The following is a 12,212-nucleotide window of genomic DNA, read 5'->3' on the forward strand; positions in this document are numbered from 1 at the left end:
AAAACGCTCCTTTTTTCTCTTTTGGATAAAAAGTATAGCATTTTTTTAGAACTTTATCCAATGAAAACGCAAACAAGGCTCGTTAGAATGAGAGTATAAGAAAAGGAGGAGAACAAATGCTGCACACAGTAATCTTAAAGAATAACTACCAAGATTCCATTAACTTAATGCTGCTGACGAATACGATCAATGATCTAGACGATGTCGAAATGAGTCAAATCATGATGGGGACGGATGCAAATAAAGATATATTAAATAACACTGGCTTGCTTTCTAAAGAGGCAGAAGGTGCTTCACCCAACGATATGATGATCGTGGTCGATAGCCAAAACGAACAGATCATGGATCAAGTAATGCCAGCGATCGATTCATTTTTAGCTGATCTTTCAGCAAAAGATCAAGGCAAAGAAACGCCAGCGGCGGCTTCATGGCAAGAAGCCTTGAGCGCAATGCCAGATGCCAATGTTGCATTGTTTAGTATTCCTGGGGAATATGGTGCAGCCGAGATGGAAAAAGCCTTGAAAAATGACTTGCATGTTTTCTCGTTTACGGACAATGTTGCTATCGAAGATGAAGTGCGTTTGAAAAAGCTGGCTCATGAAAAAGGCTTATTGATGATGGGGCCAGACTGTGGGACCGGTATTATTTCCAGCATTCCGATTGCCTTCACGAATGTCGTGGCACCAGGAAACATCGGCGTCGTTGGTGCCTCTGGTACGGGGATTCAAGAAGTGACGACGATCATTGACCGATTAGGCGGTGGTGTCGTTCATGCCATTGGGACCGGCGGACGTGACTTAAGCGACAAAGTTGGGGCGATCACTGTCAAAGATGCCATCGTTGCTTTAGAAAATCATGAACCGACAGATGTGATTTGCGTGATCTCGAAACCACCTGCAAAAGAAGTGCGGGATGAAGTCGTTCAATTGCTGCAAAGTATCAGCAAACCTGTGGTAGCAATTTTCTTAGGAGAAAAACCAGAAGCCCATGAAGGAAAAGTCTATTTGGCACATACTCTGGAAGAAACAGCGCGCATCGCTGTTGATCTTGCCAATGAAGAACCCGTCAAAGCGAACTATTTTGAACGCGTGGCAACCCCAGATGTGCCCAAACTCGCTGAAGACAAAGTGGTCAAAGGTCTTTATTCTGGCGGTACATTAGCTGCCGAAGCAGGAATGCTGATCTCCGAAGCCTTGAATCTAGAAGGCCTTGTAAAACAAGAAGGCTATATCTTGCATTCCCACGGCTATGATGTGATCGACCTTGGTGATGATATCTATACCCAAGGCAAACCGCACCCAATGATCGATCCTGAAGTGCGCATCAAAAAAATCGAAGACTATGCGCAAGATGAGCAAACCGGGGTCATTTTATTTGATGTGGTGTTAGGTTACGGCGCACATGCAGATATGGTAGGTGCACTGTTACCAGCCATCGAAGCTGCACAGCAAACAGCCCAAGCAGCCGATCGCGCGTTGTACTTTGTTGCTACCGTCTGCGGAACTGAAAAAGATCCGCAAAACTATCAAGAAGCAGTCAACCGTTTGAAAGCAGCTGGCGTCTATGTGGCACCAAGCAATGCTCAAGCAGTGCAATTAGCCCTCGCCTTAAAAGGGGCGACTCTTTCTGAAGCAGACAAAGCGGTCAATGACTATACTGGTAGCAAAGTTGAGGTGCCGACAGTTAGCGAGAAAGTGATGGAGCTGTTGACCACCAAACCACGGATCATCAATGTTGGCTTGCAAAGCTTCAATGAATCGATCCTGCAATATGGCGGGAAAACAGAACAATTTAACTGGCGTCCTCGTGCCAACGGCAACAAGAAAATGATCCGTATTTTAGACGCGTTAGAAGAATTTGACGAAAAAATCACAGCTGAAAACCAAGCAGTGACGGATAAAATCAAAAATGCCCAACCATTCTTGATCGATGTCGTTCCAGCTAAATCAGTGATTGCTGAATTAAACGAAAGCCAGAAAACCTTGCTGCATGCAGGACCGCCGATCCAATGGTCGGAAATGACGGGACCGATGCAAGGGTCTTGTATCGGCGCTGCCTTGTTTGAACGCTGGGCGAAGGATGAAGACGAAGCCCGCCGCTTACTCGAAAGTGGGGAAGTCCGCTTTATGCCATGTCACCATGTCCAGGCAGTTGGACCAATGGGGGGAATCACTTCTGGGAATATGCCTGTCTTTGTGGTTGAAAACCGCCTTGTCGGCAACAAAGCCTACTGTATTTTGAACGAAGGGATCGGTAAAGTCTTACGATTTGGTGCCTATTCACAAGAAGTCATCGATCGTTTGGATTGGATCAAAGACGTCTTAGGACCAACCATTGCCAAGGCATTACAATTAACAGAAGAAGGCATCAACTTGAATGTATTGATTGCCCGGTCGATCACAATGGGGGATGAATTCCATCAACGAAATATTGCAGCATCATTGAACTTTTTGAAAGAAATCGCGCCGTTGATCATCCAAACAGAGATCGATGAAAAGCAAAAATATGAAGTGATCAAGTTCTTAGCAGATACCGATCAGTTCTTCTTGAATATCATGATGGCAACTGGCAAAGCCATCGTTGACGGTGCCCGTGTCGATGCCAAAGGAACGATCGTGACCACCATGACGAGAAACGGTGTTAACTTTGGGGTTCGTGTCGCCCAAACAGAAGACCAATGGCATACTGCACCAGTCAATACGCCGAAAGGTTTGTACTTTACTGGGTTTACCGAAGCAGATGGCAATCCCGATATTGGGGATAGTGCCATTACTGAAACCGTCGGCGTCGGAGCAATGGCGATGGTAGCCGCACCAGGGGTAACACGCTTTGTCGGCGCTGGGGGCTTTGAGGATGCGCTGGAAACTTCCAACGAAATGGCAAAAATCTGTTTCGGTCATAATCCGACCTTCTCGATCCCAACATGGGACTTCCAAGGGACTTGTTTGGGGATCGACATCCGCAAAGTCGTTGAAACAGGCATCACCCCAATCATCAATACTGGGATCGCCCATAAAGAAGCAGGTGTCGGTCAAGTCGGCGCAGGCACGGTGCGTGCACCGTTAGGCTGTTTTGAAAATGCCTTGACGGCTTATGCGAAGGATCTGGGGATCGATGTTGACTGAGAGAATCAAAATCAGTGATTATCTAGACCCACTGCAACGATTCGGTCGTACCGGTCGGGTGCATAGCGTGTTTGATCGTTCATTCAATGTGATGATCGGGCAGCAGCTGGTCAATATCAACAACTATCGCAACTATTTGACTGGCTTCGGGGTCTTTTTACCCGATGCATTGTTTGAACAAGTCTTGCCTTTGATCGAAGTCGGCAATCGCGTGCAAGTCCGAGAGCATGGTCTGACCTTTTACAGCACAAAAGGAACATTTTCTCTTTCATTAGAAGAGAAAGAATTGGTTTCGCTGCAGGTGAAGGAGTTATCCTTCACCTCTGCGGAATTGCAGCTTTTGAAAGAAATACTGCTTCAGCAAGAACTAGAAACCAAGATTGGGTTGCCAGAAGATGAGAAAACCCAAGCAGTGTTTGCGGCATTGCGGCAGCCTGTCTCAGATTGGGAACCAATCATTGACCACCTGATTGGCCGCGGCAAAGGTTTGACACCTAGCGGCGATGATCTTCTCGTTGCCTATCAAGCGATGCTCTATGCCTTGCAACAGCCAGAAGCCGACGCGTTAGCACAAGCATTGGCAAAACCGCTGTCTACGACGGATGTCAGCCTTGCTTATATTCAAAGTGCCAGTCAAGGGTATGTCAATTCGGTAATGCTGCAATTATTCCAAGACGTAAAAAGTAAAAACCCGCAGGTGCTGGAAAACGATGTGCAGCAGCTGATGTCCATCGGTCATTCGTCAGGCAAAGATCTTAGCTTTGGGTTGTTGTTAGCGTTGGAGTCATTGTCACTTGAGGAGAAAGAATAGAAAAGGGGAGAAATCATGGAAATCAGTAACCAGAAAGATGCGGTCAAAGTAAGCAATTCTTACTGGAAAAAAGTCGTTGCTATTTTCTTTGTCGGCTGGATTTTAATGTACGCCACACGGACGATCTTCAATCCAATCATGGGTGTGATCGGTGAAGAATTCAATTTAAGTAACACACAACTAGGACTTGCCAATAGTATTTTCTTTTTGACTTATGCCGTTGCGCAAATTCCTTTTGGGATCATCGGCGACAAAATCGGTCGTAAATTAGTGATCGCTCTAGGCTTTGTTTTATTGGCGGTGACTACGTACTTCAGTGGGCTAGCCACAAGCTTTGTTTTGTTTTTAGTGATTCGTGCCATTGCAGGGATTGGTCAAGGTGCCTATTACGGTCCGCAATACGCATTGTCTACCGAAGCGATTCCCGACAACAAACGAACCGTCGGAAATGCCATTATCAACAGTGGGATGGCGTTTGGAACGTCTGGCGGGTACTTGCTTTCTAGTAAATTGGTCTTGGATAACGGGGGCCATTGGAGCCAACCCTTCTTCCTAATGGCGATTCCGACCTTGATCGTCGGTGTCTTGTTCTATTTTGTTTTGAAAGAAAAAGTGATTCGTCCAGAAGATGAAGGACAAGAAATAAAAGAAGAAGGGCCGAAAGAAAAGATTTCCTTGAAGCAGATTTTTTCAAACCGCAATCTCGTGGCAGCCTTTGTTCTATGCTTTACCAGCATTTATGCAAACTTTGTGATCATTACTTGGCTGCCGCAATTCTTGATTGCCGAGCGTGGCTTTGAAGGGGCGAGTGTCGGCTTTATTGCTTCCTTAGTCCCATGGGCATCAATTCCAGGTGCGTTGATTTTTGCTCGATTGAATGATAAAACAGGCGCAACGAAAAAATTAGTCTATTTATTGGTCCCATTGGCTACCCTTTCCGTATTTGCCATTGCCTTTGTAACGGATCGTACCTTATTGATCACTGTCTTGATTTTGTATGGATTGACTGGCAAGCTGGCGCTTGATCCAATCGTCGTGACCTTTGTGACGAAAAACGCACCAAAAGGCGCCTTAGGAACGACTTTGAGTGCTTATAATTTTATCGGGATGTCGGGGTCGATCTTAGCACCTTATGTTACTGGCTTTTTAGCCGATTCTTTAGGATCGATGCAGGTCGGGTTTTACCTGTCTTGTCTATTACTGCTGATCGGATTAGGTGTTTTTGCCGTATTAGCAAAGGAAAATCAGAAGGAGAGCATAAAATGAGTTTGAATGTGATCGCGTTAGGCGGCAATGCTATTTTAGATAAAGACCCTAGTGATGAAGGACAAAAAGCAGTTGTTGCGCAAGCAGCACGTTATATTGCCGATTTTGTCGAAAAAGGGGAAAAAGTCATTGTTTGTCACGGCAATGGACCACAAGTCGGCAACTTACTGTTGCAGCAAAAAGCCGGGGAAAGTGAAAAAAATCCCCAATTGAAATTAGACAGCTGCGTGGCTATGACCCAAGGAAGTATCGGTTATTGGCTGCAAAATGCCTTGATCAATGAGTTTGCCACACGTCAAGCACATCCTTCGGTGATCTCATTAGTCACCCAAGTTCGTGTCGATCCAGCAGATCCATCCTTTGAGAAACCTTCCAAACCAGTCGGACCTTTTTATAGTGAAGAGGAAGCCAATGCTGCGATGGCAGCCAATGGCGGGGTATATCAAGAAGATGCTGGGCGTGGTTACCGGAAAGTGGTTCCATCCCCGAAACCGCAAGAAATCGTTGAAAAAGAAGCCATCAAAACATTGGTCGATGCTGGTGTGATCACGATTTGCGCCGGTGGTGGTGGCGTACCTGTCGTTCGCAACGACAATGGGTTTACTGGCGTGGAAGCCGTCAACGACAAAGACTTTACCGCTAGTGTCTTAGCAAAAGACGTGCAGGCCGATCGCCTGATTATTTTGACCGGTGTCGACAATATCTACATCAATTACAATCAGCCGAATCAGCAAGCCTTAGGGGAAATCAGTGTGGCACAAGCCAAGGGCTACATCGAGGAAGGCCATTTTGCAGCGGGCAGTATGTTGCCAAAAATAGAAGCTGCGATTGATTTTGTCGAAGAAGATGCAGCCAGAACCGCGATTATTACCTCAATCGAAAAGTTAGCTGAACTAGATCAGCATACAGGAACCATACTTCGAAAATAAAGAGGGGATCAAAGTGAAAGCAAAAAAACTACCGATGGTGACGCAGATCGTTATTGCCGTTCTTCTAGGGATTCTTTGCGGTTTGTTCTTTGGGCAAGCCGCTTCGTTCCTAAAAATTTTGGGCGATCTTTTCTTGCGTCTGATGCAAATGGCGATCCCATTATTGATCGTTGGCCAAATCATTCAAGCAGTTGGGGGGATTGCCCCGAAAGAACTCACTCGTTTGGGTGGAAAAACGATCGCTGTCTTTGGGATTTCCTCCTTATTCGCTGCTGCATGGGGCGTGCTGATGGCGCTCTTCTTTGCTCCAGGCAAAGGGATCGACTTTTCACAAGCTGCCGGCGAACCTCTGCAAGCACAAGAAATTTCTATATCAGAGACAGTGATCAACTTTATTCCCACGAATATTTTCGATGCGTTGAGTAAAGGGTCAATTATTCAAATCATCGTTTTTGGGTTATTTTTTGGTGTTGCCCTCAATCGCTTTATGCAAAAGAAACCTGAGTCAGCTCTTTATGGGCTGATCGTGGATCTGAATGAGGTCGTCATTGCCATCATTCGTTACGTGATGATTGTGGCACCAATCGGTATTTTTGCTTTGATCGCTTCAACGATCAGCTCCCTGGGCTTGCAGATCATTTTGCCATTAGGCAGCTATTTGCTTGTCTACGGTCTAGCCACCGTCACGTTCCTTGGGCTGTGGCTAGTCTTGTTGACCGTGTATTGTCGGATCAATCCGTTACGATTGATCAAAAATATGAAAAATATGTCGGTCATGGCATTGGCGACAACCTCCTCTGCCATCACGCTGCCGATCGCTATGGAAGAATCCCAGAATAAATTAGGACTCAGTAGCCGTATCACCAATTTGGTATTGCCGTTAGGGATGTCTTTGAACAGCAATGGATCAGCGATGCATATGGCGATTACAGTCATGACGATCGCCCAAATGTATCAAATCAACTTTGACGGGATCCAAATGGTGACGGTAGCTGTAACTGCGACTTTCGTTTCTTTAGCCAATGCAGTTGTTCCCGGAGCGGGGTTAGTTTCCTTGGCAATCATTGTTCCCCAGCTCGGTTTACCAATCGAAAGCATTGCGCTATTTGCTGGTGTTGAATGGTTTGTTGGTATGCTGCGGACGATCTTGAACGTGAACTCAGACGTCTATTCAGCGCTTTTGATCGCTAAGTCAGCCGATGAACTCGATCATCGCGTGTTTAATCAATAAGAGAAGCCGTTGCCAAGCGTGCTTCTCTTTTTCTAAGGAGGAGAAAAGATGGAAGAAATGAGCAGATGTTCTCTGCTGGAATTAGAAGCATTGATGAAAAAGAAACTCTTGGCTGCTGGTTTGCCAGAAGCCGCTGCCAGTGAAACAGCGGCGCATTTGACCTTTGCGGATGCGTGCGGGATCCATTCTCATGGTGCCGTGCGGATGGACTACTATGCCGAGCGCTTAGTAAAAGGCGGCATCACGCTAGAACCAAACATGTCTTTTGAAAAAACAGGCGCCGCTACCGGAATTTTTCACGGAGATAACGGCATGGGGCATTATGTGTGCAACGAAGCGATTTCGATCGCCATTCATCTGGCGAAAGAAGCAGGGATCGCTGCAGTAGGAATCGAGCAGACCAGCCATAGCGGGACGATGGCGTATTACGTCAAACAGGCTGCTGAAGCCGACTTAGTGGCGATCGCCATGTGTCAATCGGATCCGATGGCGGTGCCTTTTGGTGGGACCGAAAACTATTTTGGCACCAATCCAATCGCGTTTGCAGCACCACGAGCCAATCATCCGCCGGTGGTTTTTGATATGGCGACGACGGTTCAAGCGTGGGGCAAAATTTTGGACGCTCGCTCGAAGAAGCAGCAGATCCCCGATACTTGGGCCGTAGACGAGCAAGGCTTGCCTACCACCGATCCCTATGCAGTCCAAGGATTATTGCCTATCGCTGGTGCCAAAGGGTATGGCTTGATGATGATGGTGGATATTTTAGCCGGCTCGATGCTAGGCTTGGCTTTTGGTAAACAGGTCACCTCCATGTATGCGGACTTGACGGAAAAACGTCGCTTAGGACAATTCCTTTTGGTGATCGATCCGTCTCGTTTTACGGACACCGAAACCTTCAAGCAAAGCATCGATCAGATGGTGACTGAGCTGCATGCAATCCCGCCAGTAAAAGGGCAATCACAAGTCTACTATCCTGGAGAGATCAGTCAAATACACTTTGAAAAAGCTCAGCAAGAAGGGGTCATGATCCCCAAAGCGATCATCGATTATCTCGAAAGCGAAACCCTCCATTTTGATCGCTATGGGAGTCAAGATTCCTTTGCTAAATAAAGATCTGCAGAAGACGGTTGGTTCATAGGGGTATTGAACCAACTGTTTTTTTGCTGTGTGGAGCAAAGAGAATTTTTCCGTCAAAAAATCGCAGCTTTTTGACAGGAGCAGACGAATTCTTTGAGTTGGTTCATTTTTTTCAAAGCATTTCTTAAGCCATTTAACCTTTGATTGCTTGTTTTTTGGAATATGGTAGAATAGGTCGCATAAGTTTAGATCACTCAAGAAATGAGAGAAAAGCGAGGATGCAGCGTGGCAATGAATAAAGTGGTTCTTACTGGGAAAATCGCAGCGATGCCTAGTAAAGAAGCGTTTGATGCGGCGGACGATCAGGGCGTACGTTTTGATCTTGTCATTGTATCTCAATGGCAAAACAGTGAAGAAGTGCATCATGAATGGTTTGCTTGTGTCGTTCATGGGAAACAGGCAGAGACCTTTTTACGGTATACTCAAAAAGGAGCAAGTATCAAAATCAACGGACACTTGCAAGGCTGTCCGTATGAAACAGCAGAAGGGCAAAGATTTTGTGCGGCAGAAGTCGTGGTGGATACCTTTCAAATTTTAGAGTTAGCAGAAGAACCAGCGGCGCCTTTTCCTAAAAAGCGACCATCGACACTTGATGAACCGACGCAAACAAAGTCGATCCGTAATGAAAAAGATCCCCTAAAAACACAGATGCTGGAGTTTTTAAAAGACAATCGATTATTTTAATGACGAAACATGCGGAAAGCAACGGCTTCTCGCATGTTTTTTTACGTAGAGAAAGCGTTGGTAAAATTCAATTATATCTGACTAGCGGTGTTCTTTATTGCGAATCAAAGAGGCGGTTAAATAGAATGGTGATTGTAATAAATGATCACGAAAGTGAAAATAGTGTTTCACAAAAAGTGTCGATTGGTTTAGAATAGTTGAAACATATCTTGAGGGAAAAAGCGGCGCTTGCCTTGTTCAACTGCTAGATGCCGCTTTTTTCTGAAAAAATCGTTAATCAGGGAGGGAAGTCGATGGGCAAACCAATTATAGGGATCGCTGCGAATGAAGTGCAAGATGCTGGCGATGTGCTGCATCATTTGCCGATCGCCTACACACCATTAGGGTATGTGCGAGCGATCCAGCAAGCGGGCGGACTGCCATTGCTCTTGCCAATCAGTGAGCCAGCTATAGCCAAGGACTATGTTTCACAGATCGATAAACTGGTATTAGCTGGTGGACAAGATGTTTCACCCAAGTTTTATGGGCAGGAGGCTCATCAAGCAACTGGAAGCGGCTTTTTGGCACGGGATGAGTTTGAACTGGCGCTGATCGATGAAGCACTGCTGCAAAAGAAACCAATTTTTGCGGTTTGTCGGGGGATGCAGCTGGTCAACGTGGCCTTTGGGGGCACGCTGCAGCAAGACATCAGTACCTTCAGTGAGATCATTCATATGCAGGCGCCGATTCCGAAAGAAGTGCCGACCCATGCCATCGCGACGGCTGAAAAAAGCATGTTGGCTCGTGTATACGGTCAAAAAACAAAGGTCAATTCCTTTCATCATCAAGCGGTGGATCGATTGGCTCGTCCATTGCAAAAGACAGCTTGGAGTCCTGATGGCATCATTGAAGGCATTGAACACGTGGGTCAGCGCTTGTTGGCGGTTCAGTGGCATCCTGACTTTGCCTATGATGCGCTTTTACAAGAACAAGCGGTTTTCAAGTATGTCGTTGATGTGTTGTAAGAAAGAGGGTCACGCAAGGAGGAGAAAAATGAAAAAGAAAATGATTGGTATCACTGCTTTCACAGTATTGGTTTTAAGTGCCTGCAGTACCACGAGTCCCACGACGGATTCTGGACAGCAAGAGGAGCAAGGCGCTGTTGCGCAAGAGATTCAAGTGTCAACCGCGGGCGCCTTATCGACCCTTGATAGCGGGCAATACACGGATGTCAACAGTTCCGATATGATCGGACAAGTGGCAGAAGGGTTATACCGTCTGGATCAAGAGGGGGATCCTGAGCTTGCGATGGCCGCTGAAGAGCCTACGGTATCAGAAGATGGACTGGTTTATACCTTCACCATTCGTGATGCAACATGGAGCAATGGCGATCCTGTTACAGCGGATGATTTTGTCTACGCCTTTCAATATGTTGCCAATCCAGAGAACGGTTCTAGCAGCAGCAATCAAATGGATGTGTTGAAAAATGGCAGTCAAGTACGTCAAGGAGATGCTGAGGTGAGTGAGTTAGGTGCCAAAGCATTGGACCAGCAGACGTTAGAGCTGACATTGGCAAGTCCAATCTCGTATTTGGATCAGATTCTGGTCGGGACACCTTTTATGCCAAAAAATCAGGCATTTGCTGAAGAAAAAGGTGCCGATTATGGGTTATCAGCGGAAAATTTTGTCGGCAACGGCCCATTCTTGATCGAAGGGTGGAACGGGACCAACGAATCATGGACGTTAACGAGAAATCCTGATTATTGGGATGCTGAGAATGTCCAATTGACCAAGATCGACGTGCAAGTAGTGAAGGAAACGGCAACTGGTGTCAGCCTTTTTGAAACAGGAGAACTGGACTACACCACCTTAACGGATACGTACGCGCAGCAATACCAAAACTCAGCTCAAGCCAACTATGTGCCAAAGGCGCTGGTGGGGTATTTAAGTGCCAACCAAAAACGAGAAGTCACAGGCAATGTCAAGGTACGTCAGGCGATTTTACAAGCTATTGACAAAGAGGCATTTGCTGAAAATATCTTAGGCGATGGATCGACTGCATTGAACGGCTTTGTGCCAAGCAACTTTGCCAAAGATCCTGAAACAGACCAAGATTTTCGTGAAGAAAATGGCGATTTACTGCCGTATGATCTCACAGCCGCACAAGCGCTTTGGGCACAAGCCAAAGAAGAGTTGGGACAAGACGAGATCACTTTGGAACTGTTGTCAGCAGATACAGCAGCAGCCAAGAAAACCATCGAATTTGTCCAAGGACAGTTAGAAACTAATTTGCCTGGATTAACCATCGATGCCAAGTCGATTCCTTTACAAAACCGCTTGGACTTGCAATCCCAAGGTGAATTTGATCTCGTCTTCGGGACTTGGACACCAGATTACGCGGACCCGATCAACTTCTTAGAATTTTATGATTCGACAGGTGGCTTGAATACCTCTGGGTATGCTAGTGAAAAGTACGACCAAGGGTTACAAGAAGCACGGACGACTTTAGCAAACGACCCAGCTGCCCGTTGGGACTTATTGAAAGAACTCGAGAAACAATTGATCGTTGAAGATACAGCCGTCTTGCCGTTATATCAAGGAGCGGTAGCGTATTTGAAAACAGATCGTTTGCAAGGGGTGCAAGTGTTTCCTTTTGGACGAACAGTATCCTATCGCCTAGCATCTGTCTCAGAATAAACAGGAAGTAAGAAAACAGAGGAACTTTTTTTCAACCAAGTGTGCTGACCAAACAACGCTTGTTGAAGAGAGGGGCATCTGTTTTTTTATTTTGCCAGATTCCTTGCAGCGCTTAGGATAAATCGAGAATTCGTTTTCAAAAAATAGTTGTTAAAAAGCGAGAAATTGAGAAACGCCTTTTTAGAAAAGTCAATCTTTTTGAAAAAAAATTAATAAAAGTTGTTGCATTCTCAGAAACTTATCTGTAAAGTGTTAGGTGTAGTCAGCAAAAATAAAAAGAGAAGGAGGGATTACGATGCAAAAAGTATTTGATAAAAAAACAAGCAAATTGAATAAAGTGAATCCCTTATTCG

9 protein-coding genes are annotated in these 12,212 nt (G+C 45.8%); all 9 read left to right on the forward strand.

The window, feature by feature from the left end:
* The first annotated feature begins 116 nt into the window (after nucleotides 1-116).
* The 9 genes from ACTW1R_RS04620 to ACTW1R_RS04660 all read left to right on the forward strand — a co-directional run bounded on the left by ACTW1R_RS04620 (nucleotide 117) and on the right by ACTW1R_RS04660 (nucleotide 11,859).
* Complete coding sequence (locus ACTW1R_RS04620) at nucleotides 117-3,125, forward strand: bifunctional FdrA/YlbE family protein (protein WP_375826188.1); 3,009 nt, start codon at nucleotides 117-119, stop codon at nucleotides 3,123-3,125.
* Complete coding sequence (locus ACTW1R_RS04625) at nucleotides 3,115-3,936, forward strand: oxamate carbamoyltransferase subunit AllH family protein (protein WP_270290833.1); 822 nt, start codon at nucleotides 3,115-3,117, stop codon at nucleotides 3,934-3,936. Before ACTW1R_RS04620 ends, ACTW1R_RS04625 begins: the two co-directional genes overlap by 11 nt.
* A gap of 15 nt (nucleotides 3,937-3,951) precedes the next feature.
* Nucleotides 3,952-5,202, forward strand: coding sequence for an MFS transporter (locus ACTW1R_RS04630; RefSeq protein ID WP_005225376.1), 1,251 nt, complete (start codon nucleotides 3,952-3,954; stop codon nucleotides 5,200-5,202).
* Complete coding sequence (gene arcC, locus ACTW1R_RS04635; RefSeq protein ID WP_008379201.1) at nucleotides 5,199-6,131, forward strand: carbamate kinase; 933 nt, start codon at nucleotides 5,199-5,201, stop codon at nucleotides 6,129-6,131. Before ACTW1R_RS04630 ends, arcC begins: the two co-directional genes overlap by 4 nt.
* Before the next feature lie 13 nt (nucleotides 6,132-6,144).
* The gene (locus tag ACTW1R_RS04640) at nucleotides 6,145-7,362 is read left to right on the forward strand and encodes a dicarboxylate/amino acid:cation symporter (protein ID WP_015509197.1); all 1,218 of its coding nucleotides are present in this window, start codon (nucleotides 6,145-6,147) and stop codon (nucleotides 7,360-7,362) included.
* Nucleotides 7,363-7,410: 48 nt separating this feature from the next.
* A complete protein-coding gene (gene allD / locus ACTW1R_RS04645; RefSeq protein ID WP_413131875.1) occupies nucleotides 7,411-8,472 on the forward strand; it encodes an ureidoglycolate dehydrogenase in 1,062 nt (353 codons plus the stop codon).
* 228 nt (nucleotides 8,473-8,700) lie between these two features.
* Nucleotides 8,701-9,183 (forward strand): single-stranded DNA-binding protein, encoded by a 483-nt coding sequence (ssb, locus tag ACTW1R_RS04650; protein ID WP_016610622.1) that lies wholly within the window; start codon nucleotides 8,701-8,703, stop codon nucleotides 9,181-9,183.
* Nucleotides 9,184-9,476: 293 nt separating this feature from the next.
* Nucleotides 9,477-10,187: a gamma-glutamyl-gamma-aminobutyrate hydrolase family protein gene (locus tag ACTW1R_RS04655; protein WP_060791746.1), complete on the forward strand. Its 711-nt coding sequence runs from the start codon at nucleotides 9,477-9,479 to the stop codon at nucleotides 10,185-10,187.
* 28 nt (nucleotides 10,188-10,215) lie between these two features.
* Nucleotides 10,216-11,859, forward strand: a complete 1,644-nt coding sequence (locus ACTW1R_RS04660; protein ID WP_489927467.1) for a peptide ABC transporter substrate-binding protein — start codon at nucleotides 10,216-10,218, stop codon at nucleotides 11,857-11,859.
* The last annotated feature ends 353 nt before the right edge of the window (nucleotides 11,860-12,212 follow it).

It is taken from the genome of Enterococcus sp. R12, assembly GCF_058135755.1.